Origin of the sequence: Pseudomonas sp. URMO17WK12:I6 (assembly GCF_003253625.1) — a bacterium.
Lineage (GTDB): Bacteria > Pseudomonadota > Gammaproteobacteria > Pseudomonadales > Pseudomonadaceae > Aquipseudomonas.
Window position 1 is genome coordinate 156,435 of the sequence record NZ_QKYZ01000010.1, and the last position, 22,464, is coordinate 178,898.

Genomic DNA, 22,464 nt, shown 5'->3' on the forward strand with positions numbered 1-22,464 from the left:
GCGTCAGACCGCATCCAGCTCCGGTTCGTCCGCCTGGATGTTAACGGTTGCTTTCACTTCATCGTGACGACGGATGAACTTCCAGTCCGCCTCGTCGATGTAGATACCGTTCGGGCCGCTGCCGCCTTCCAGGTCGATGGCGACGCTGGCGCAGACTTGCGGCTTCACACTCGCCAGGATCGGCACGAAGCCCAGTTGCAGGCTGGTTTCCAACAGCGCTGCCTGGTTCTTCTCGTCGATGTCCGCTGCCTCGTCGAGGTAGTACGGCAGGCGCACGCGACCAGCCTGGTCGCGGTCCATCAAGTGCAGCAACAAGTACATGTTGGTCAGCGCCTTGATGGTCATGGTGGTGCCGTTGGACGCCGCGCCGTCGATGTCGGTGTGGATCACCGGTTGGCCATTGACCTTGGTGATCTCGAACGCCAGCTCGAACAGATCCTTGAGACCGAGCTGGTTGTGGTTGGCCGCCACCAGCCGTGCCAGGTATTCCTTGGCTTCTTCGTTCTTGTTGTCCTGCTCGGCGCTTTGGCTCAAGTCGAAGACGGAGAGGGTTTCGCCTTCTTCGTACTGACCGGCGCTGTGGATGATCTGGTCAATGTGCTTGAGCGCTTCCTTGTTCGGCGCGAGCACGATACGGAAACTCTGCAGGTTGGAGACCTGACGTTTGTTGATCTCACGGTTGAACAGCGCCAGTTGATGTTCGAGGCTGTCGTAGTCGCTGCGGATGTTGCGCAGGGTCCGGGCGATGTCGGTAACCGCCGCGCGACGCGCCTTGCCGAGGGTCAGGGCTTCATCGGTGCGGTGTGCGTACGCGTTGATCAGCAGTTGCAGGCGACGCTCCATGTCGTCTTCGCTGTCGAACTTGGCCACGCCCTTGAGGCGAACCTGCGCGTAGAGCGCGTCGATCTGCCCGTCGGCCCGCAGCAGGCCTTGCCAGCTGTCCTGATAGTCATTGAGCAATGGCAGCAGGTTGTCCATGGAGTCGTCGACCGGGTCCATGAACGGCGTGCCGAACGGCAGGTCGGCCGGCAACAGCTGACGGCGGCGCAGGGCGTCGTCGAGGGTGCGTTGCTTGGCTTCCATGTCACCGATCTGCCGGCCAACCAGTTGCAGCTTGGCCGACAGTTGCTGGACGCGTTCGGTGAAGGCATCGCTGGAGCGTTTCAACTCGTCCTGGGCGGCTTCCATCTGCGCCAATTGCTCAAGCTTGTCGCCTTCTTCGGCGCTCAGGGTTTGCGCGCGGCGGAAGTCTTCCAGGGCTTTCTGCGCATCTAGCACTTGCTGGTACAGCGCTTCGGTCTGGGTCTTGCTGGCCGCACGGTCGGCTGCTACGGCTTGCTGGGTTTTCAGTTGCTTGAGTTCTTTGTCCAGACGCTCTTTCTGATCGCGCAGTGCCGCACGGTCGGCCAAGGCTTGCAGGGCCGGCGGCTCGATGTGCGACAGGTCGATGGACAGGCCCGGCACTTCGAAGCGCTCGCCTTTGAAGCCATCGAGGATCAGCTCCATGGACTTGACCCACTCACCGTCTTCATCCAGCGCGATGCCGTGTTCACCCAACGGCAGGCTGAACAGCGCGCTGTTGAACAGTCGCATCAGGCGCTCGACGTCCTGCTGCGAGAACTCTTCGCGCAGACGGGCATAGCTGTTGTTGTCAGCGTGATCGAGTTGTTGCTTCACCGATTTCAGGCGTTTTTCCAGATCCCGCAGACGCTCTTCCAGGTCTTCGGCCGAAAACTGCCGCGACTGGGCCAGCGCACCAGCCAGTTCATCGTGTGCGTCCTTGGCGGCGAGCAATTGCTGTTCGAGGACTTTGACGTCATCGACCAGGGCGAAGCGATGCTTGAGCACCGACAATTCGCCGAGCCAGCGCTGGATGCCGGTGATTTCCCGCTCCAGGCGCATCAGCTCTTGAGTACCACCGCGTTGATCGTTTTGCAGGGCGTCCTGCTCGTTGCGGTAGTGCTCGGCCTGAATCGTCAGTTCTTCCTTGCGCGCACTGGCGTAGTCCGACCAGGTGCCGAGCAGGGAATCGAGCAGCGGCGACAGGCGATGCAGTTTGCCGCGCAGGATATCCCGCTGTTTCACGCCGTTGGCCAAGGCTTCGACCAAGGGACCGGCCGCGACCAGCGAGTTGTAGTCCTGCTCCATGCGGCGGACATCGCGGAACGCTTCTTCGCACGCGGCGATGTAATCGACACTGCCGGAACGCAGGCTGTGTTCGAAGGCATCGAGGAACAGCTGCTTGAGCTTGGCCGCGGTGATTTCACGCATGTGCAGCAGGTTGATGAACAGGGCGCGGAAGGTCTTCAGGCTCTGCTCACTGGTGGAGCGCAGCGGGATCAGCGTCAGGTCGAGCGGAATCGAGGTGTGGCCGCCCACCAGCAAACGACGCAGTTCATCCGGCTTGAGTTCGTAGGCTTTCAGGCCTTCGCGCTCAAGATTGGTGAACAGCTCTTTCTGCCGCAGGCAGGTGTCGTCTTTCTGATAATGAGCCAGGTCGAGTTTGCCGGCGTAGGCAAAGAACTGGTGACCGAAACCACCACCCGGGCCGCGACCGACCACGCCAATCACGTGCGGGCCGTGGGGCAGGGAGACTTCGACGAGGATGTAACTGGTGTCCGAGGCGAAGTAGAAACGCCGCGATTGTTCCAGGCTGTACTTGCCGAAACTCATGTCCGACATGCGCGCCAGAATCGGGAACTGCAAGGCGTTGATCGAGGCGGACTTACCAAGGTTGTTCGCGCCGTAGACCGACAGCGGCTCTTCCAGCGGGAACAGGCCGAGGCTGTAACCGGCGGTGTTCAAAAGGGCAAAGCGGCGAATGCCGTAGCGTTCCTTGCTCATGCGTCGGTCTCCTGTTCTTCGGCAATGGCGCGGGCCAGGGCGTCTTCTTCGCTCTCTTCTTCAAACTCGGTGAGATCGAGCGGGTCGTCGGTCTGCAGCAGTTTTTCGTCGCTGTCTTCGTCGATCAGCACCGGCGCCGGCAACGGCAACGGCAGCACGCTGTGCAGGCTGGCGGCCAGGTCGCGGTCTTGCTGGACCGACAGGCAGACATCGAGGAAGCGGTGCATCGGCGGCAGGAAACGGTAGACACCGTTTTCTTCGCCGGCGAATCCGAGCTGGGTCATGCGGCGCATGATTTTTTCTTCGAGTTCTTCGACGGTCTGCACTTCGGCCTGGATAAACAGGTCGCGGTACTTTTCCAGCAACGATGGCAATTCATCGCGACCGAGGCTGCCACCGTCGAGTACGGCGATCGGGTCGCGGCCCTGGTCGGCCAGGTGTTCGACGAGGATGAAGGTGAACAGCGCCAGACGTTGCGCCGTCTTGTTTACCGCTGCCGCGGCCAGGTCCGGCACGAAGTAGTAGAAACCACGGGTGTCGCACACCAGTTCAAAACCCAACGCCTTGAACAGGGTGCGGTACTGGTCCTGGAAGTTCGACAGTTGGGCGTACAGCTCCGGGTCGCGGCGGCTGACGTGGTAGCCCTTGAACAGCTCGCGAAAGATCGGCGCCAGCTGGGACAGTTCGTTTAGATCAAGATGCATGTGGGGTGCTCGCAGAATCCTCGGCGGCGGTGTCGCGGGCCGAGAGCAGGGCGAAGGAGCGCAGGCTGACCTGGTGCTCGTGAGTGTGGTAATCGCGGCGTTCCAGACGCTCGCGCTTGAAGCGTTTTTCCCGCGACAGGCGCGAGAACCAGTAGAGCAATTCGTCGGTGGCGCCGTCCGGCTCCTGCTCCAGCAGCCAGCTCATCAGGTCTGGCATCGGCAGGGCGTCTTCGCAACGTTCGAGCATTTCCCGAACCGTGCGTGGCGCGCGCGGGGCTTCGCCTTTCTGGGTCTTGTGGGCCTTGGGGAAACGCGCCGGTTTCGGCTCGAAACGGGCCAGGGCGTAGATATAGGCTTCGACCTGGCTGGCACTGCCGAGGAAGGTGCTTTGCGGGCGGGTGAACAGCGGCATCGCGGCTTGCGGCACCGCATCGATGCCTTTACGACGAATGGCCGACAACGCCAGGGCTGCGCCACGGGTCACGGCGTTGTGCCGGCGGGCTTCTTCGCGCAGCGGCAGCAGCAGCTCGCGGGCGTGACGCAGGGTCAACTGGGCGCTGGTCTGCATTTCGAGGATGCGCGCGTGGGTGCGCAGCAGCATGTCGTCGTCGACCAGATGGCCGAGGCGCTGCTGTTCGGTGAGCATGCGCAACAACACGTTCTCAACCTTGCGCACGCCTTGTTCGAAGGCGCCGTCGGCATTCACCAGCTGAATCATCGGTTCGACGTATTCGTCCCAGGTCGCCAGCACTTCAGCATAACGCTGACGCAGCGGAATCTGCCGGTCGCTGGTCTTGGCCCGTTCGGCAACGGCCACCAAGGCCTGTTCGTCGTTGGCGAGTTTCTTCAGCACGTCCCGCACGCGCATGTCGAGCAGGCGCAACTGGCGCGCCAGATCGTTGCCGTCGCGAATGTCGAAGGCGTCCTGGATGTAACCGGCCAGGCGTTCGAGGTGGCGCAGATAGGCTTCGATTTCCAGGCACAGGCCCAGACGGTGCTCACGGCGCAGGTAAGCGAGGAAGTCATGGATCTGTGCGTTGAGCTCGAAACGGTTCGGGCTTTTCGCCACGGGAACCAGAATGTCGAGGCGAATCCACACGTCCAGCAGGCTGGTGATGTCCTGCGGTGTGCTGTCCAGTTGCTGGGCGGCCAACTGTGAACGCAGTTCGTTGAGGCTCAGGGTGCCTTGGTCGAAGTGCTCGCACAGTGGCTCCAGAAGTGCCCAGTGTTCAGCGAGGGCGCGCAAGACGCGCTTGGGTTCGATCATCGGAATGGCCGGCTGGTTGGCAATTAAAAGCCGCGATTGTACTTCATCGCAGCCGTGTCGATTCACTCTGGGGATGGGCTGTCGCTTCTTCTATCGGTGAAGTCTATCGATCAAGCGTGGGCGATCTTGAGCGAAGGGCGGTAGAATCACCGCACTTTAGTTATCCACAAGTGGCCGACCTTTGCTTATCGAGTCCCGTCGCCGCGCTTATTTGACCGCCATGCAGGTGGTCAACTGGCTGCCGCGCACCGAATTGCCCTTTGCTGCGCCATCGCGGCCCGAACTGCTGGAGATGCCCGAGCCAGCGGTCGTCGCCCCGGTTGCACCTGCTCCGGTGGCGCAGACGCCCGTGGAACCCGCGGCCAAACCGGCCGAGCGGGTGAAAATCGAGGTGCCACGGCCGACGCCATCGGCTGGAAAACCAGCAAGCAAAGCGACGCAAGAGAGCGAAGAGGTACCGCTCGTCGCCAAGGCTGCACCAGTGCCGCCGCCGCGTTTCGCTCTGCAATTGCTGCGAGCCGGTCGCTGCCTGTTGCTGGTGGAGTTACCCACAGGCGAAACTTTCCAGACCCGCGACCCCGCTTATCTGTTGCTCAAAGACATGCTGCGCGCCGCTGGCCTGCCGGACAGCCCGCAGATCGTCGGCGAGCCGGTGCGCTGGCCGCTGCTGGCTCGCGGCACAATGGACCAAGGGCCGGAAGCGGCTCGGGATTTCGTACAAGGTTTTCTGTCGGCCCGCCTGGAAGACGCACCGTGCGTCTGCCTGTGGCTGATCGGCCTGCCGGCGGTGCGTTTTGCCGGTGAGGCCAGCGCCGAATCCTTCAACCGTGAACTTCAGGTCGAAGGCCTGGGGTCGGTCTGGGCCTTGCCGGGCCTGGAGTTATTAATGGAAGAGCCACAGCGTAAGGCTGATGTCTGGCAAGCCATGCGTCGGCTGATGGCGCGTTGGAAAGAATCGAATGAGTGACGCTGTATCGTTCCGCCCGATGACCGAGGCGGACCTGGACGCTGTACTGAAAATCGAATACGCAGCCTACAGCCATCCCTGGACCCGCGGGATTTTTCTCGATGGCCTGGGCAAGTACCAGATCTGGCTGATGTTCGAAGGGCAGCAGCAGGTCGGTCATGGCGTAGTGCAGATCATCCTTGATGAGGCGCATCTGCTGAACATCACCGTCAAACCGGAAAATCAGGGCCGCGGCCTGGGCTTGACGCTGCTGGAGCATTTGATGTCGATTGCCTACAAGGCTGAGGCGCGGGAATGCTTCCTGGAAGTGCGCGACAGCAACCGGGCGGCGTTTCGGTTGTATGAGCGGTATGGGTTTAACGAGATCGGGCGTCGGCGGGATTACTACCCGGCGGTTGGCGGGCGGGAAGATGCGGTGGTGATGGCTTGCACCTTGGTTGATTGATCGTTTCTAAAGCCTTCGCGGGCGAGGCTTGCCCGCGAAGGCGTCTTCACGAACGTCAACGATCAAGGCTTGCCGTCCAATGGATCCTGCTGTGCCAGTTCCTCTTCATCCAGCCCATCGCCCCCACCGATATCGTCCTCGTCGACAATGCGCAACTCCCAATCCGCCTGGCCGTCTTCACCCGCTTCGTGGGCATCCCGTGCGCCGTCTTCACGGATCAGGGTTTCCGGGGTCAAGTCATCGTCGGTGGCGTCATTGTCATTGGTCGAGCCCCCAGTCATGCGGGGTTTACGGACGCGCGCGTCGGGCATCTGCTGTGCATGCTCGTGTTCAGGTGTCAGGTCGCCGATTCTGGTGCCGGGTTCTTCCTCGTCGAAATCCAGCTCATGCACCGAGCCCATGCGGTCTTCATCGTCGTCGATGGGCTCGGGTGGCTCCTGATCGAACGGACGTCGTGAATCAGTCATGGCAATTCCTCATACTGTAGGCCCTACTACAATTGACCCACTGGGCTGCCGAGAATTCCCGCGGGCATGGAGCGCCGGCTAGCCGCTACATACATCAGGACATCAGGGGGATCTGCATCTCGTGCGTGACCCCGACGGGCGGTTGTCTGTCAAAGCAGTGCATCATTCTCGAGGCTTCATTGCATGAACGACTTACAAGATCTGATTGATAACAACGAACGCTGGGCTGATGCGATCACCCGCGAAGATCCTGATTTTTTTGCCAAGCTAGCCCGTCAGCAAACCCCGGAATACCTGTGGATCGGCTGTTCAGACGCACGCGTGCCAGCCAACGAAATCGTCGGCATGCTGCCGGGTGATCTGTTCGTGCACCGCAACGTGGCCAACGTGGTGCTGCACACCGACCTCAACTGCCTGTCGGTGATTCAGTATGCGGTGGATGTACTCAAGGTCAAACACATCCTGGTGACCGGCCACTACGGCTGCGGCGGTGTACGCGCCTCGATGCAGGATCGTCAGTTGGGCCTGATCGACGGCTGGTTGCGCTCGATTCGTGATCTCTACTATGAAAAACGCGACGAACTGGCCAAGTTGCCCACCGAAGAAGAGCGGGTCGACCGCCTCTGTGAGCTCAATGTGATCCAGCAGGTGGCCAACGTCGGTCACACCAGCATTGTGCAAAATGCCTGGCACCGCGGGCAGAGCCTGTCGATCCACGGCTGCATCTATGGCATCAAGGACGGTCGCTGGAAGAGCCTGAACGCCACCATCAGCGGTTTCGAGCAGTTGCCGCCGCAGTACCGTTTGCGCCCGGTCGAGGCACTGTAAAAGCCATTCAGATGAGACTTCGCCGACGCCAGTGTTGAAAGAACTGTTCTCCATTGGCATTCGGTGACTCGTCGTAGCCGATGATCCAGCCACGGCAGCAAGGACAACCGCAGCGGCAGGCGAACTGCCGCAGCAGCTTGTCTTCTGTCGCGGCGAAATCCATCGTCAGTCGGTCACCCTTTTTGATGTCTTTGAGCGCCCATAACCACAGCTCGCTCATATCGAGAAAGACGTTGGGGTCGCAGGAGTGACTCAGCAGACCACTGAAGCACGGATCGTAGACATGGATTCCCGGCGCCAACTGCCGGGTGTGTCGGCAGCGATAGGGCAATAGATGTCCGGAAACCCGGCAGATTCGGCTGATGCGGGGGAACTCGCGCAGTGCCGCGACCGCCATTGCCGATCCCTCAGCGTTGTAGATGATTTCAAAGTCGTCTTTGGAGGGGAATCCAAGGCGAAGGGGCAACTCTACAAACGGATAGATGCCATTTGATGACGGCGGTGGTAGTCCTTGTTCGGCATGGCGTCTCATAACAATCCTTGTCAGTTGGGTGCTACGACCTCCGTCTGCTGACATCCTGTCAGCTCTGCAGCACGTGGATACGACACAAGCCTCTCGCAAATGAGATAACCGGTCTACTGTCAGATATGACAGTCGAGAAAAGCTCTTTCCCGCGTCAGCCATGGCTCACGCGGGAAAGACTTCCTTCGTTTTACAAGTGTGGGGCAGATGCGGAGGTCATAAGGGCCGGGGTCTGCAGCTGTTTCAGCTCGGATTTGACCGGCGCTGTCGAGCATTTGGCCACCGCTTGCTCAGGCGTCAGGTTGCGAATCGAGGTGTAGAACAGTTCGCAGGTTTTTTCTTTCTGGGTCACTTGCCAGGTCTGAGTGCAGCTTTTCAGCTGAGCGGTAGGGTCAGTGCCCGGTTTGCTGCCCATTCCGGCCTGCCAGCACGCGGCACTCAAATCCTGCCCCATGACTTTCAGCCCCGCGGCGTCGGCCTTGGCCTGCGCATCGTCGCCGCTATAGGCTTCGGGGTCGGCGGCGTACCAGATGTAGCTCGGGTGGTTGGAACCCAGTACGGGTACCGTCACCCCCTTGCTCGGGCTGATGGTTGCCAGGCCCAATATTTCTACGGTCTGCCCGTATTGTTGCTTGATCCAGTTACGCACTGGTGAACCAAAGGCGACCATTGGCAATGCTGCACCTTTGGCATTCTGGCTGACTTCCTTGACCATGGTGGTCTGGTAGTCCGTGAAGTAGTTGTAGACGCCTTCCAGATCCTTGCCGGCGGTGGACGGCGCGGCAATCGGCGCGATGTCGATGATGGTCTGATAGGCCGGCGTCTGGTCGGCGGGAATGTTGTTGGCGTTCAGCAGCGCGGCCCAGCGGTCGGTGGTCTTGGACTCCAGATAGTCCTGGGCCTGGGTCAGGGAATAATCTGGCGGGAAGTGCAGCAGTTCGACGCTTTTGCGGTTTTCCAGCGCCATGCCCAGCGGCAGGAACAGGTACCAGTTATAGGTCCATTTGCCATCGGCACTCAGCTTGTTGGCACCGTTGTAGGCCAAATCCCCAGCATTGAGCAGTGCGGTCAGTGGCTTGTCATAGCCTTTGGGCACACCGCTGATATGGGCGTGGAGCTGCTTGTTTTCGGTTTTGACCAGCACTTTTGCGGTCTTGTAGCCATCGCGCTGTACGCTTTGGGTCAGGTAATGCTCGACGGTCTGCTCCAGTGTCCAGTTGCGGAAGCAGATGACATTACAGTTGTTGGGGTAGGCGAACAGCCGGGTAACGCGCTCGGTACTGCCCAGATTCAGATCGACATCGGCGTGAGCGGCGGCGCTCAGGGTGAGCGCGGCGAGGGTGAATCCTGCGAGTTTGAACATGCTCAGATCCTTTTCAGCGTGAGCCCTCGGAGGTGGGGCGGGTACATACTGGAACTAGTTGTGTCGAACGGTCTAGTACACAAGTGAAAAGAGCGCCAGTCAGAGCCCCTTTTTCATCAGGCAAAGTGCAGTGTATTGCTCAAGTCGCCCATGGGTTTCTGGCCACGGGCAATCATTGCATCGTCCCGCTGCCTGAGGCCATCGAGCTTTTCAAGCTGAAACACCCGGGTGATCAACCGCAGAATCGAGCCAGTGTCATAGACCGTGTGATCCACCATGCCCTTGCGCGCAAACGGCGAAACGACCAGCGTCGGTACCCGCGAGCCCGGTCCCCAGCGGTCGCCCTTGGGCGGTGCGACGTGATCCCACCAACCGCCGTTCTCATCGACCGTGACCACGACCACCATGTTTTTCCACTGCGGGCTTTCCCGCAGCACTTTCAGGGCGCGGACGATGTGCCGGTCGCCGGACGCTACATCGGCGTAACCGGCGTGCATGTTCAGGTTGCCCTGGGGTTTATAGAAACTCACCGCCGGCAGCTTGCCCGCCTCGGCATCGGCAAAGAACTTGTTGGTATTCGATTCATCGCCCAGCCCCGCATCCCGTAGACGTTTACCGCGCTCCAGCGGGTTTTCCGGCCCCTGCTGCTTGAAGTAGTTGAACGGTTGGTGGTGGTACTGGAAGTTCGGGATTTTCGGAATACCGCCAGAGTCCTTGTACTGATCCAGCGTCGCCTGCCAACCTCCGGCATACCAGGCCCAGTCGATGTTTTTCTTCGAGAGCTTGTCGCCTATGTGCTCGTGGGTCTGGGGGACCATGACGTTCGGCAGGTCTGGTTTGGCGTACGCAGGACGCTCCGGGTCGCGAATCCAGGTCGGCCAGTACGGCGGAGCGAGCGTGTTGACCCCATAGCCGTCCGGCGTCAGCGCGCTGGGGCCGAATTGGGGTGGGCCGGTCATGGCGCTGGCTGGGGATTGTTCCAGGGGCTTGAGGCGTGGGTCGGCCGGATCATCGCTTTGCAGCGTGGCGATCTGTGTCTTGGCTACCGAGTTGACGGCGTCCGGATAGAACGGCGCGGTGGCGCTGATCAGGTATTGATGGTTGAGAAACGAGCCGCCGAAAGCCCCCTGGAAAAAGTTATCGCAGAGCACAAATTCTTGGGCAACGTCCCACAACCGCAGGGAATATCGACTCTGGGCGTAATGCCCCATGGGCAGGCCACCGGAGTCGCCCCAGGCGACAAAGCCGTCATTTTTGCCACCGTTGATCTGCATCTGGTTCTGATAGAACGCATGCCACAGGTCGCGCGTCACCAGGCCGAACGGCAAGTCTTCTGCGTTCGGACCTTTGAGGGCAAAGGGCGCGTTAGGCAGGTGCTCCTGGAACTGGGTTGCGCTGGGGTAAGTCACGCCATCGAGGGTTTGCGGGCCGATCTGCAGCACGCCGCCCCAGACTGGCGGCAGGGTCTGCAACAGGCTGCCATCGCGATCGCGCTGCTGATATTCGACGGGCTTGAGGCCCGAGAGCGGTTTCTCGACGCCAGGGAAGTCGCCGAACAGGTTATTGAAACTACGGTTCTCGGCGTAGATCACCACTACGGTTTTCACCTGGTCGCGTAAGGCTTTGTCCAATTCGACAGGTGAAAGCAGGCGTTCGAGCGGTTTACCCGAGTCATCGCCATGACTGCCACAAGCGCTGAGGGTCGCGCCGACACCGAGTACCGCCACGCCACCCAGGAAGCGGCGGCGACTGGTGTCGGTGGGCGTATCTGTTTGCGGGGAAGAGGCGTCGTTGCGGTTTTCTTCATCGTTCATGGCGAGTTCCGTCTTGCTAAGTTGTTTCAATATGTTTCGGCGGGACGCTAGCAGCGAGGTGTGACAGAGGGGTTACGTTTGTGAAAACAATGAGTCGCCAGTGTGGAAGCAGCCCGCTTCCACACTGGATTGGTGGTGGATTGAAGGTCGGCGTCAAGGCATCACCGGCGCCATATACGTAAGCGTCGTCCCTAGCGCCCACAGCAGAAACAGCACCAGTGGCGTGTGCACCAGCAACTGCACGAACGAAAACCCGATCAGATCCCGGGCCTTCAACCCGAGCACGCCCAGTAGCGGCAGCATGTAGAACGGGTTGATCAGGTTCGGCAGCGCTTCGGCGGCGTTGTAGATCTGCACGGCCCAGCCCAGGTGGTAGTTCAGGTCATTGGCCACTTGCATGACGTATGGCGCTTCAATGATCCATTTGCCGCCACCGGAAGGGATGAAAAAGCCGAGGATGGCCGAGTACACGCCCATCAGCAGGGCATAGGTGTCGTGGGACGCGATTTGTACGAAAAAGGTCGAGATGTGGTGGGCCAATGATTGTCCGTCGGTGCCCTTGACCACCGTCATCAGGGCAGCGATCGAGCCGTACAGCGGGAACTGGATCAGCACACCGGTGGTGGTCGGCACCGCACGGGCCACCGCATCGAGGAAGCTGCGCGGGCGCCAGTGCAGCAGCGCGCCGAGCATCAGGAACAGGAAGTTGTAGGTGTTCAGTCCGGAAATCGCGCTGATCGCCGGTTTGGTCGCAAACTCATGGAACAGCCATCCGGCCGCCAGCAATGCCAGCAGAATCGTCAGCAGCGGGCTGTATTCCAGCCATTCACCAGGGCGGGTACGCGGTGCTGGCGCCGGCAGACTGAAACCCGGATCGATACCGCAGGCTTTGGCGTCACGGGCTGTCGCGGGGCCGGGCGCGGTGGCGTAGGCAACGATTAGCGAGACCACGGTCAGTGCCAGCAACAGCACACCCGACTGCCAGAGAAAGATCGTTTGAGTGAAGGGAATGACGCCCGTGATCGACAGAATCGATGGCGGCAAACTGGCGGGGTTGGCTTGCAATTGTGCCGCGGACGACGACAGACCCAAGGCCCAGACCGCGCCCAGACCAAGATAGGCGGCGGCACCGGCGGCTCGGTAATCCATTTTCAGATCGGTACGGCGGGCGAGGGCACGTACCAGCAGCCCGCCGAATACCAGTGACAGCCCCCAGTTCAGCAACGACGCGACCATGGAAATCAGCGCCACCCAGGCCACGGCGGAACGGCCGTTTTTCGGGACGCGTGCCAGGCGGTCGATCAGTTTCACCGCCGGTGGCGAACTGGCGACCACGTAACCGCCGATCACCACGAATGCCATCTGCATGGTGAACGGAATCAGGCTCCAGAAACCGTCACCGAAGGCCATGGCGGCGTCGGTGGGTTTGGCGCCCATGGCCATGGTCGCCACAGCGACGATGATCACTGCCAGCGCGGCGAATACCCAGGAGTCGGGAAACCAGCGTTCGGCAAAGTTTGAACAATGCAGGGCAAAGCGCGCATAGCGGCTATCTTCGATATCAGCGGCCACGGGAGTACCTCGTTTTTATGTTTATTGTGGGGTTCAGGGCGCAATGGCCCATCCGGTCGGTGCCAACAGTAAATCAATCGGCCCGTTGCGGGGACGCTGTTTGGGGCGTTTGGGACTATGGTCTAACGGGTTGTCCGCAAGCGCATTTGCGTAGACCGTGGGCGCCTTGGTTTTTTGCCTGCCAGAGTTCTTTTACATGACTGCCAACATCAATGCGCGCCCGGCGCCCTTCACTCGCTCGGACTACAAGACCCTGGGGCTTGCAGCCTTGGGCGGTGCGCTGGAAATCTACGACTTCATTATTTTCGTATTCTTCGCGCTGACCCTCAGCCAGCTGTTCTTCCCGCCGGAAATGCCCGAGTGGCTGCGTCTGCTGCAAAGCTTCGGGATCTTCGTCACGGGCTACCTCGCGCGTCCGTTGGGCGGGATCCTGATGGCGCATTTCGCTGACCGGTTGGGACGCAAGAAGGTGTTCAGCCTGAGCATATGCCCTCGGTTTCCTGCAGGCGGGGCTGACCTTCGGTTACCTGATCGGCGCCTTGACGGCGACTTTTCTGGCTCAGGCGTTCACCTCGGCGCAAATCCTCGATTACGCCTGGCGTTACCCGTTTCTGCTGGGCGGTGTGTTTGGCGTGATCGGTGTCTGGCTGCGCCGCTGGCTCAGCGAAACCCCGGTGTTCATGGCGATGCAGGCCCAGCGCGAGGCCGCTGTCGAACTGCCGCTGCGCACGGTGGATTTCCTTCACCTACAACATTGCCTACGCCGCCTGGGCGAGTGTCACACCGCTGCTGTTGATCGGTCTGATGCCGTGGAGTCCGTGGATTTGTGTGATCTTCTGCGCGGTGATGGGGGCCGTGGGCATCAGCAGCGCGGTGTATTTCGGTGCGCGAATGCCGCGAGTCGGGCGCTGTTCGGTGGCTGGCGCGGCATGAGGCTGTTTGTGCCGCGACTATTTTTGTAGGACAACCCTGCAACACTCTTCAGAAAATACCTGCAAAGCCGATGGCTAGGCTGTAAGCCGCTTTTTATCTCTGTCCATCGGTGCTTCCCATGTTCAATAAACGCTTGAAGCAGGAGCTGTCGGCTCTTCGCGAAGAACTCTCCAGCCTTCTGCAAGTCAAGGAGAGTCTGGAAAGCGAGATGCTGGTCCTGACTCTTGACTCCGATGGGCGAATTCAATCGGTCAACCAAAACTTCGTCAGTGAGATGCTCTACAAAAGCAATGATCTGATCGGCCGGCACATCGAAGACCTTGTTCCGGTCCATGTGAAATCGGATGAATTCCATAACCGTTTCAAGGCCGCGCTGACCCGTGGCGAGCACTTTGCCGGCGCGGTCCGTTTGCTACGCGGCAACGGTGCCGAAGCCTGGTTGCGTTCGATCATGCAGCCGGTGCGCTCCTCGGACGGCCGTATCAAGAACTTCTCGATTTACTCCAGCGACCTGACCCGTACCATCGAGGCGTCCCGTGAGCATGAAAACCTGATTGGCGCGCTGGTGCGTTCGACGGCAGTGATCGAGTTCGACCTCAATGGCAACGTGCTGATGGCCAACGAGCGTTTCCTCAGTGGCATGGGTTACAGCCTGGCGCAGATCCAGGGTAAACATCACCGCATCTTCTGTGAGCCAGAGGAATACAACAGCGCTGAGTATCAGAACTTCTGGCGCCGTCTGAACGCTGGCGAGTTCGTCGCTGATCGTTTCAAGCGTGTCGATAGCCACGGTCGCTTGGTCTGGCTGGAGGCTTCCTACAACCCGGTGGTCGATGCCAACAACAAACTCTACAAAGTGGTGAAGTTCGCCACGGTGATTACCGATCAGGTCAATCAGGAGCAGGCTGTCGCCGAGGCGGCCAACATTGCCTACAGCACTTCTCAACAAACCGACCAGAGTGCACAGCGCGGAACTGCCGTGGTGACCCAAGCTGTAGACGTGATGCGTGACCTGGCCAAACACATGCAAACCGCTGGCGAAGGTATCGAAGCACTGAACGAGCAATCGCTGGTGATCGGCACCATCGTCAAAACCATCAGCGGCATCGCCGAGCAGACCAACCTGCTGGCGCTCAACGCGGCCATCGAAGCGGCTCGTGCCGGTGAACAGGGACGTGGGTTTGCCGTGGTGGCGGACGAAGTCCGGCAATTAGCCTCGCGCACCAGTCAGGCGACCGATGAAATTGTCGGCGTCGTGCGTCAGAACCAGGACATGGCGCGCAACGCCGTGGCGCTCATGACTGACGGCAAACTGCAGGCTGAACAAGGCCTGGCGCTGGCGGCGGAGGCGGGCACGGTGATCGTCGAGATCCAGGACGGTGCGCAGAAAGTGGTGAACGCAGTCGGGCAGTTTGCCAACCAATTATCGACTTGATGCTATCTATCCGGCGCGGGTAGTCCTCAAAAAGGCCTACCTCCCGGTAAGCCTTTCCTCATTCCTGCGTAAGACTCAATCCCCCAATGCTTCCCCCTCACGCCGTGGATCGGCCCCGCCGGCCAACGTGGCTTTCCCCTGCTCATCCTTGACCCGAACAATCGCCTGCGTCCCGCTGGTCATGTCGATCTCGCTCACGCTGTGCCCTTTGTCCTTCAGCGCCTGAATCAGTGCCGGGCTGAACTGACCCTGTTCCAGTTCGGTCGGGCCGTTGCGGCTGCCGAAGTTGGGCAGGTTGATGGCGGCTTGCGGGTCGAGGTTCCAGTCGAGCAGGCCGATGGTGGATTTGGCCACGTACTCGATGATCTGCGAGCCGCCGGGCGAGCCGACGGTGGCCACGAACTCGCCGCTCTGGCGGTCGAAGATCAGTGTTGGTGCCATGGACGAGCGCGGGCGTTTGCCGGGTTCGACGCGGTTGGCGACTTTTTGCCCTTGCTCTTCGGGGATGAACGAAAAGTCGGTCATCTGGTTGTTGAGCAGAAAACCCTGGACCATCAAGTGTGAGCCGAATGCCGCCTCCACGGTGGTGGTCATGGACACGGCATCGCCCTCGTCATCGACTGCCACCACCTGCGAGGTGGAGATGCGTAGCGGCGAGCGGTCCGGCGCGTAGGCGACCTGAATGCCCGGCGGGGTGCCGGGTTTGGCCTGGCCCATGCTGCGCTCGCCAATCAAGGTTGCGCGGGTCGCCAGATAAGTCGGGTCGACCAACCCTTTGACCGGCACGGGTACGAAGTCGGTGTCGGCAACGTATTGCGCACGATCGGCATAAGCCAGGCGTTCGGCTTCGGCGATCAGGTGCACGGCTTCAGGGGCTGGCTCTATGCCCGCTGGTTTGCTGGTCTTGACCGGTTTGAGTGGTGCCAGGGCAAAGCGTGGGTTGCGGGTTTCCAGGGCCTGCAAGGTGCCTAGGATTTGTGCCACGGCGATTCCGCCCGATGACGGCGGCGGCATGCCGCACACTTGCCAGCGTTTATAGTCGGTGCACAGCGGCGCGCGTTCCTTGGCCTTGTAGCCCTGGAGATCGCTCAGCGACAGGCTGCCGGGGTTGGTATGGCCCTGAACCTTGGCGACGATCTCTTTTGCGATGGTGCCTGTGTATAGCGCATCGGGACCTTCCTTGGCGATGCGCTTGAACACCGCCGCGAGTGCCGGGTTTTTCAGCTGTGTACCGACGGCTTTCGGATGGCCATCGGCAGTCAGAAAGTAGGCGGCCATGTCCGGTGAACGCTGGATAAACGCGTCGGCCGCGATCAACTGATGCAGGCGTGGCGAGATGGCGAAACCTTGCTCGGCGAGTTTGATGGCGGGTTCGAACAACCTCGCCCACGGCAGCCGACCGTGCTTTTGATGGGCCAGCTCCAACGCCCGCAACACACCCGGCGTACCCACCGAGCGCCCGCCGATCTGCGCCTGAGTGAAAGGCATCGGTTTGCCGTCGGCTTGCAGGAACAGTTTCTCGGTGGCACCAGCCGGTGCGGTTTCGCGACCGTCGTAGGTGCGCACGGCCTTGCCATCCCACAGCACAATCAACGCGCCACCGCCGATGCCCGACGATTGCGGCTCGACCAGCGTCAACACCGCTTGCATGGCAATGGCCGCATCAATCGCCGAGCCACCCTCGCGTAGCATCTCCCTCCCGGCTTCGGCCGCCAACGGGTTGGCGGCCGCGGCCATGTGTCTGGAGGCGTGCTGCGTCTGCAGGTCAGTGCGATAACCGGAGGTGATTTCCGGCGCGGCCGGCAAGGTCGAGACCGAAGGCGAAGAGGGCGGGGCGTTACACGCGGCGAGGGTTAAAGCGGTGGCGATCAGCGAAAAGGCTGACAGGCGATAGCGGTTCAAGTGGAAGGCTGAGAACACGCGAGGCACTCCGTCCATGGGATAAAAGGTCCAGGGACTTTATCGGCCGAAGGAGTGCTACGCAAATCAGGGTTCGCCCGCCACTTTTCTCGAGGCATAAAAAAACGGCCTACCTTTCGGTAAGCCGTTTTTAGTACTTGGTGGCTACACAGGGACTTGAACCCCGGACCCCAGCATTATGAATGCTATGCTCTAACCAACTGAGCTATGTAGCCAAGTGGCGCGCATTATTCACCTGGAACGACGATGCGTCAAGCGTAAATCTAAAATATTTCTCCACACTTTCAACCGCTTATCCCGCTGACCCGAAAAATCGGGTCAGCGGAGGGCATCAACCGAGCTGAAATCTCCCGGTATTCGCACTCAAGGCCTTGCTGCCCTGGCTCAAGGTGTCCGCGGCGAGGTTCACCGCCCGCGCGCCTTCGAGCAAGCGTACCGCCGCCTGATCGACTTGCTGGATGTTGCCGCTGACTTCATCAGCGGTACTCGCTTGCTCTTCAACGGCAGTGGCGATTTGTGCCAGGGTGTCGGTGACGCTTTGCACCGCGCTGGCGATTTCCCCCAGGCGTTCGCCGAGACCGGTGACGGCTTGCGCATCCGATTGCGCCTGGCCGCAGGCGGCTTCCATCAGGCTTACCGCTTCGTTCACGGTGCTGCGCAGGCTGTCGACGGTGCCGGCGATCTGCGCGGTGGAGGACTGGGTGCGTTGCGACAGGCTGCGCACTTCATCGGCCACCACCGCAAAGCCGCGACCTTGCTCGCCAGCCCGTGCGGCCTCGATGGCGGCGTTGAGGGCCAGCAGGTTGGTCTGCTCGGCCACGCCGCGAATGGTATCGACCACCAATTGAATCTGCTGCCCTTGCTCGCTGACCCGACCCAGTGCCGCCGCCGTGTCATTCAACCGCTGATTGAGTTGCTGAATACTCGCTGTCGTACGCTGGCTGTCACGGCTGCTATCGGCGGCGATGCGCTGGGTGTGCTGAGCGCTGCCAGACGCCTGTTCGCAACTCTGGGCGACCCCTTGGGAGGTCGCGGCCAATTGCGTGGCCGCGGCGGCGATCTGGCTGATCTGCAACTGCTGGGCTTCGACTTCGCCAAGGGCACCGCTGGAGTGATCGTTGAGGGTGCGCACCGCGTTGCTTAACTGCAGGGTTTCGTGATCGACCCCCAGCAAACTGTTGCGCAGTTGTACCACCGCGACGTTAAGCGAGGTGCTGATCGCCGCCAGTTCGTCGCGGCCATGTACCGGCACTTGCAGGCTCAGGTTGCCGTCGCGCAGTGCTTCGGCCAGCAGTGTGATGCCGCTGGCGCTGCGACGGATCGAGGCCTGTAGGCAGATGAACAGGTACAGCGCGGCCAGCAGCAGGCAGCCAAAAATTGTCGCCACCAGGATGAACTGGCGGATGGCCGAGCCGTGGTAATAATCCAGTCGTTGATCCAGAGAAACCAACGATTGCTGGCGCAGCGAGGCAAGGTTACCGAGGACGGCGTCGAGACTGCGTTCGAAGTCTTCGGGCTTGAGGTTGATGCTGCCACCGAAGACGCCGTCGTCCAGCACTTTCAAACCGGCATCCAGCTGCTTGAGGCTGTCATGGTACTGCCCGGCCCAGGTTTGCAGGGCGCTGGGCAAGCGGGCTTCCAGCAGGCTACCAGTTTTCACCAGCTGTTCCCGAGCATCGCCGATGCGGCTGCGCAAGTCGCGCAATTGCAGGCGGCTTTGCAGAGTGAACTGCCCGGACACCACCGAAGCTTGACCAACCGCGGCGAGGCGACCGACCCGTTCGATCAGGTCCGGTGCGTGTTGAGTGGAGATCTGCGTCAGCAGATAAGTTTCCAGCCATGGCGCGAGGGTCAGGCGATTGTCCATGGCGATTTGTTCGCGCAAGGCTTGCAGGGCGCTCAAGGCATTGGTGAAGCGATCATAGCCGTCCGGCCACCATCCAACGCTGCTCAGGCTTTTCGAATCCAGGCCAGTGAGGGCGCTTTGCAAGGCTTGATAGCGGGTGAGGGTCTCGCCCTCGGCGCCTTCGGTTTTCAGGGCATTGCCCAAGTCTGTGATCGCTTGGGCCACGGCCGGCTGAACCGTGTCGAACGCTGCCATCGCCGCGATAGTTGCAGGTGTCGGCTGGCGATTGGTTTCGGTGGCGCGCCAGCGCGCGGCGCGGTCACGCTGGGCGGCGAGCAAGTTGTCGAGCGCATCCAGGGCAATCAATTGCCGGACCCCGGCGCGTTCGCCGGCGATCAGGCTCAACTTGTCACGATAGTCCTGGCCGATCATCCACAAGCTGCCTGCCAGCGGCAGGATAAACAGCAGAAACAGCAGCTGAAATTTGCGCGCGAAGCCGAAACGCCCCAGCAGCCCGATCCCCGGTGATAAAAAAGCCTGCATGCCCCATGACTCCTCTGGACACCACGCACCATTGGCGTGCGTCGAGGCCATGGCGACCGCGACTGATGTCCTTCTAAAAGGCCTCGAAAGTTCACCTTGGTCCGCTCTGTAGGCCGACTCTGTAGCGAAACTTCCCATTCTCGGTCCCCTTTGTAAGGGGCCGCGTTGAAGCGGATAAGCAAGGCAAGATTCAGACCATGGCTTTGCGCTATCACCTTTTTTGAGGTCGTTAGCAAGCTAAGGGGATGGCGCGACTGCACCGAAAAATGGCACATTGACCGACCTGCCTGTGCGCACCCATCCGCAGTACGGAAACTCTCATGGCCATCAGCAACGCTCAGTCCGCCGCGACATCGACGCCCGCTCCTTCACAAAGCAGTCCGCTGGTCATGCGCATCATCGGCGCGGTGGCGCTGGCGCACTTGATCAACGACCTGATTCAGGCGGTGCTGCCGTCGATCTATCCGATGCTCAAGGCCAACTATGGCCTGACCTTCACCCAAGTCGGCCTGATTACCCTGACTTTTCAGTTGACGGCCTCGTTGTTGCAGCCGTGGGTGGGTTACCACACGGATCGCCATCCCAAGCCCTGGCTGTTGCCGGCCGGCACTGTCTGCACATTGATCGGCATTTTGATGATGTCGGTAGTCGGCAACTTTCCGATGATTTTGCTGGCAGCAGGGTTGATCGGCATCGGCTCGTCGACTTTTCACCCGGAAGCTTCACGCGTCGCGCGACTGGCCTCGGGCGGGCGCTTCGGCCTGGCGCAATCGACGTTTCAGGTCGGCGGTAATGCGGGCTCGGCCTTCGGGCCGTTGTTGGCGGCGGCGATCATCATTCCCTATGGTCAGGGCAATGTGGCCTGGTTCGGCGTGTTCGCACTGTTTGCGTTATTCGTGCTGTACCGGATCAGCCGCTGGTACGCCAATCACTTGAACCTGTTCAAACTCAAACAAGGTCAGGCAGCGACGCACGGTTTATCAAAAGGCCGGGTGATCAGTGCGTTGGTGGTACTGGGGTTGCTGGTGTTCTCCAAGTATTTCTACATGGCCAGTCTCACCAGTTACTTCACGTTCTACCTGATCGAGAAATTTGACCTGTCGGTGGCCAGTTCGCAGCTGCATCTGTTCCTGTTTCTCGGTGCGGTAGCGGCAGGGACCTTCTTCGGCGGGCCGATCGGCGACAGGATCGGGCGCAAGGCAGTGATCTGGTTCTCGATCCTCGGTGTGGCGCCGTTCACGCTGCTGCTGCCCCATGTGGACCTGTTCTGGACCAGTGTGTTGAGTGTGGTGATCGGTTTCATTCTGGCCTCGGCGTTCTCGGCCATCGTGGTGTATGCGCAAGAACTGGTGCCGGGAAATGTCGGGATGATTGCCGGAGTGTTCTTCGGCCTCATGTTCGGTTTCGGTGGGATTGGTGCGGCGTTGCTCGGGCATTTGGCGGATATTCGCGGCATCGAGTATGTGTACTTCCTGTGTTCGTTCTTGCCGCTGTTTGGGGTGTTGGCGATCTTTCTGCCAAGAACCAAAAAAGTCTGAACCAACATCCCTCCACTGTGGGGACCGGCGAGCTCGCTAAGCTTCCACAGTGTTTCGCAAGTGGGGCCGATGATTCTGTTCGGCCCAAAAAGCCCGCCTCAAAAAATCCACATCGGCAGATTCGCCACCAGGCGGACCTCGTCGTAGCTACCGTCGATCTGCCCGCCCGTGGCCCGATGGTTGTAGACAATGGTGCGAATCACCGCGTTTTTCAGTGCTCCGGATTGCACCACGTACGCCACCATTAAACCGTTTTCATCGTGTTTGGCATTGTCCAGCCCCCGCACGTTGTAACCGGTATTGCGCCCGTTACGGTCGCCGCTGTAATGGGTGCCGTCGATGTCCCAGCCTTTTGCGTGCCACAGACTGGTCGTCAGGCCCGGTACCCCTAAAGACGCCAGATCCAGGTCATAGCGCAGTTGCCAGGACTTCTCGTTCGGGCCGTTGTAGTCCGAGTACAACGAGTTGGCCATGTAATTGCCCGTGGACTCCCAGACGTAATCGAAATACTCGTCGCCAAACACCTGCTGCCAGGCCAGAGTCAGGCTGTGGGCCCGGTGCGATGCGGTGAACGCCAGGCTGAAGGCGTCATTGTCGATGTAGCCCAGGCGCTGCTCGCCCTGATCCTCGGTGTGGTAGTAATTCAGTGCAGTCTTGAGCGCAATCTCGCGCCGATCCCCGATCAACTGGGTCAATCCCAGATAGGTCTGCTGCCACATGTCCTCGAAGCGTGAGGTGTAGAGGCTGACGTCCAGACCGTAAGGGGTTTTGGCCATTCCTCCGAGGTAGGAAATACGCGACCCCGAATACGCCCGGTTACCGAAGGTGGTGGTGAGTTTTTCGCTGCCGGTACCGGTACGTGGAATCGCCCGTTCGAAGCTGCCGGCCTGCAATGACAGCCAATCGAGTTCGTTGCTGAACAGGCCTACGCCCTGAAAGCTCGAGGGCAGGGCGCGATTGTCCTTGTAACGCAGAATCGGGTTGTCGGTGAGCAAGCGACCGGCCTTGATTTCTGTGCTGGAAAAACGCAGCCGCAGATCACCGACACCCAAACGGCTCCAGGTCGGTAGCGCATCGCCATCGCTGTCCACCAGCACCCGATCGCCACCATTGGCGACACGCCCATGTCCGCGCTCCAGGTTGATGGCGCTGAACAATGAAGCGTCCAGCCCGAAGCCGACCGCCCCTTGGGTATATCCGGAGCTGTAGTTGAGCATCGCGGTTTGCACCCAGGTTTCACGGATGCGGGTCCGCTCCAGGCCATCTTCTTTCTTGATCCCCAGGTAGGTAGAACGTCGGGTGTGTTGGTTGGCATAGTAATGGCGCAAGTTCAGCCCCAAATGGCTGCCGTCGACAAAACCCGGGGCCTGGGCTTGAGTGCTCGGCGTTTCATCCGCCGTTACAATCAAAGGGCTGCCGACGGCAATGCCGGCCATCAGAAGTACACGAAAATCC

15 protein-coding genes, 1 tRNA gene and 3 pseudogenes are annotated in these 22,464 nt (G+C 60.5%); 7 read left to right on the forward strand and 12 right to left on the reverse strand.

The features are described 5' to 3' along the window. Window positions 1–3: 3 nt before the first annotated feature. The 3 genes from mksF to mksB are packed head-to-tail and all read right to left on the reverse strand — an operon-like array spanning window position 4 to window position 4,815. Entirely contained in the window at window positions 4–2,844 is a 2,841-nt protein-coding gene (mksF, locus tag F475_RS19205; protein ID WP_018929533.1) for an Mks condensin complex protein MksF, read from the reverse strand. Then, on the reverse strand, window positions 2,841–3,548 hold the full coding sequence (gene mksE / locus F475_RS19210) for an Mks condensin complex protein MksE (protein ID WP_111454501.1): 708 nt from the start codon (window positions 3,546–3,548) through the stop codon (window positions 2,841–2,843). Before mksE ends, mksF begins: the two co-directional genes overlap by 4 nt. Beyond that, window positions 3,538–4,815: an Mks condensin complex protein MksB gene (mksB, locus tag F475_RS19215; RefSeq protein WP_177431116.1), complete on the reverse strand. Its 1,278-nt coding sequence runs from the start codon at window positions 4,813–4,815 to the stop codon at window positions 3,538–3,540. Before mksB ends, mksE begins: the two co-directional genes overlap by 11 nt. 220 nt (window positions 4,816–5,035) lie before the next feature. Here mksB and F475_RS19220 point away from each other — a divergent pair, with 220 nt between their 5' ends. Together F475_RS19220 and rimI are read left to right on the forward strand one after the other, a co-directional pair. Next, on the forward strand, window positions 5,036–5,782 hold the full coding sequence (locus F475_RS19220; RefSeq protein WP_111454503.1) for an energy transducer TonB: 747 nt from the start codon (window positions 5,036–5,038) through the stop codon (window positions 5,780–5,782). Further along, window positions 5,775–6,227 (forward strand): ribosomal protein S18-alanine N-acetyltransferase, encoded by a 453-nt coding sequence (gene rimI, locus F475_RS19225; protein ID WP_018929537.1) that lies wholly within the window; start codon window positions 5,775–5,777, stop codon window positions 6,225–6,227. Before F475_RS19220 ends, rimI begins: the two co-directional genes overlap by 8 nt. 62 nt (window positions 6,228–6,289) lie before the next feature. Here rimI and F475_RS19230 read toward each other — a convergent pair whose 3' ends face one another. Next, window positions 6,290–6,694 (reverse strand): serine kinase/phosphatase, encoded by a 405-nt coding sequence (locus F475_RS19230; RefSeq protein ID WP_111454504.1) that lies wholly within the window; start codon window positions 6,692–6,694, stop codon window positions 6,290–6,292. 183 nt (window positions 6,695–6,877) lie between these two features. On the opposite strand from F475_RS19230, the gene can reads away from it, so the two are divergent. After that, window positions 6,878–7,522 carry a carbonate dehydratase gene (gene can / locus F475_RS19235; protein WP_007939732.1) on the forward strand — a complete coding sequence of 215 codons (645 nt, stop codon included), beginning with the start codon at window positions 6,878–6,880 and terminating at the stop codon, window positions 7,520–7,522. A gap of 7 nt (window positions 7,523–7,529) precedes the next feature. On the opposite strand, the gene F475_RS19240 is transcribed toward can, so the two are convergent. The 4 genes from F475_RS19240 to F475_RS19255 form a co-directional block, all read right to left on the reverse strand. Beyond that, complete coding sequence (locus tag F475_RS19240) at window positions 7,530–8,054, reverse strand: SET domain-containing protein-lysine N-methyltransferase (RefSeq protein WP_064616164.1); 525 nt, start codon at window positions 8,052–8,054, stop codon at window positions 7,530–7,532. A gap of 181 nt (window positions 8,055–8,235) precedes the next feature. Beyond that, window positions 8,236–9,408 carry a hypothetical protein gene (locus F475_RS19245; RefSeq protein ID WP_111454505.1) on the reverse strand — a complete coding sequence of 391 codons (1,173 nt, stop codon included), beginning with the start codon at window positions 9,406–9,408 and terminating at the stop codon, window positions 8,236–8,238. Window positions 9,409–9,524: 116 nt separating this feature from the next. Further along, window positions 9,525–11,222 (reverse strand): acid phosphatase, encoded by a 1,698-nt coding sequence (locus F475_RS19250; RefSeq protein WP_111454506.1) that lies wholly within the window; start codon window positions 11,220–11,222, stop codon window positions 9,525–9,527. A gap of 153 nt (window positions 11,223–11,375) precedes the next feature. Continuing rightward, window positions 11,376–12,794, reverse strand: coding sequence for a short-chain fatty acid transporter (locus F475_RS19255; protein ID WP_064616166.1), 1,419 nt, complete (start codon window positions 12,792–12,794; stop codon window positions 11,376–11,378). A gap of 196 nt (window positions 12,795–12,990) precedes the next feature. Here F475_RS19255 and F475_RS19260 point away from each other — a divergent pair. The 3 pseudogenes from F475_RS19260 to F475_RS31130 form a co-directional block, all read left to right on the forward strand. Beyond that, a pseudogene (locus tag F475_RS19260) lies at window positions 12,991–13,727 on the forward strand (MFS transporter). 208 nt (window positions 13,728–13,935) lie between these two features. Beyond that, window positions 13,936–14,622 (forward strand): annotated as a pseudogene (locus tag F475_RS31125) (PAS domain-containing protein); the annotation flags it as partial. A gap of 102 nt (window positions 14,623–14,724) precedes the next feature. Then, a pseudogene (locus F475_RS31130) lies at window positions 14,725–15,162 on the forward strand (methyl-accepting chemotaxis protein); the annotation flags it as partial. Window positions 15,163–15,237: 75 nt separating this feature from the next. Here F475_RS31130 and ggt read toward each other — a convergent pair. The 3 genes from ggt to F475_RS19280 all read right to left on the reverse strand — a co-directional run bounded on the left by ggt (window position 15,238) and on the right by F475_RS19280 (window position 19,471). After that, window positions 15,238–17,082, reverse strand: coding sequence for a gamma-glutamyltransferase (gene ggt, locus F475_RS19270; protein WP_111454508.1), 1,845 nt, complete (start codon window positions 17,080–17,082; stop codon window positions 15,238–15,240). Between the two features lie 138 nt (window positions 17,083–17,220). Beyond that, a tRNA-Met gene (locus F475_RS19275) sits at window positions 17,221–17,297 on the reverse strand. Between the two features lie 116 nt (window positions 17,298–17,413). Beyond that, window positions 17,414–19,471 carry a methyl-accepting chemotaxis protein gene (locus F475_RS19280; protein ID WP_111454509.1) on the reverse strand — a complete coding sequence of 686 codons (2,058 nt, stop codon included), beginning with the start codon at window positions 19,469–19,471 and terminating at the stop codon, window positions 17,414–17,416. Between the two features lie 320 nt (window positions 19,472–19,791). Between F475_RS19280 and F475_RS19285 the strand changes: the two genes are divergently transcribed. After that, the gene (locus F475_RS19285) at window positions 19,792–21,009 is read left to right on the forward strand and encodes an MFS transporter (RefSeq protein ID WP_018929546.1); all 1,218 of its coding nucleotides are present in this window, start codon (window positions 19,792–19,794) and stop codon (window positions 21,007–21,009) included. 98 nt (window positions 21,010–21,107) lie between these two features. On the opposite strand, the gene F475_RS19290 is transcribed toward F475_RS19285, so the two are convergent. Next, window positions 21,108–22,445: an OprD family outer membrane porin gene (locus F475_RS19290; protein ID WP_371924360.1), complete on the reverse strand. Its 1,338-nt coding sequence runs from the start codon at window positions 22,443–22,445 to the stop codon at window positions 21,108–21,110. Between the last annotated feature and the right edge of the window lie 19 nt (window positions 22,446–22,464).

Coding starts and splice junctions, on each gene's coding strand:
- mksE (WP_111454501.1), bottom strand. CDS start 3,548: ATGCATCTTGATCTAAACGAACTGTCCCAGCTGGCGCCGATCTTTCGC.
- F475_RS19245 (WP_111454505.1), bottom strand. CDS start 9,408: ATGTTCAAACTCGCAGGATTCACCCTCGCCGCGCTCACCCTGAGCGCC.
- mksF (WP_018929533.1), bottom strand. CDS start 2,844: ATGAGCAAGGAACGCTACGGCATTCGCCGCTTTGCCCTTTTGAACACC.
- F475_RS19250 (WP_111454506.1), bottom strand. CDS start 11,222: ATGAACGATGAAGAAAACCGCAACGACGCCTCTTCCCCGCAAACAGAT.
- F475_RS19240 (WP_064616164.1), bottom strand. CDS start 8,054: ATGAGACGCCATGCCGAACAAGGACTACCACCGCCGTCATCAAATGGC.
- can (WP_007939732.1), top strand. CDS start 6,878: ATGAACGACTTACAAGATCTGATTGATAACAACGAACGCTGGGCTGAT.
- F475_RS19290 (WP_371924360.1), bottom strand. CDS start 22,445: ATGGCCGGCATTGCCGTCGGCAGCCCTTTGATTGTAACGGCGGATGAA.
- mksB (WP_177431116.1), bottom strand. CDS start 4,815: ATGATCGAACCCAAGCGCGTCTTGCGCGCCCTCGCTGAACACTGGGCA.
- rimI (WP_018929537.1), top strand. CDS start 5,775: ATGAGTGACGCTGTATCGTTCCGCCCGATGACCGAGGCGGACCTGGAC.
- F475_RS19230 (WP_111454504.1), bottom strand. CDS start 6,694: ATGACTGATTCACGACGTCCGTTCGATCAGGAGCCACCCGAGCCCATC.
- F475_RS19285 (WP_018929546.1), top strand. CDS start 19,792: ATGGCCATCAGCAACGCTCAGTCCGCCGCGACATCGACGCCCGCTCCT.
- F475_RS19280 (WP_111454509.1), bottom strand. CDS start 19,471: ATGCAGGCTTTTTTATCACCGGGGATCGGGCTGCTGGGGCGTTTCGGC.
- F475_RS19220 (WP_111454503.1), top strand. CDS start 5,036: ATGCAGGTGGTCAACTGGCTGCCGCGCACCGAATTGCCCTTTGCTGCG.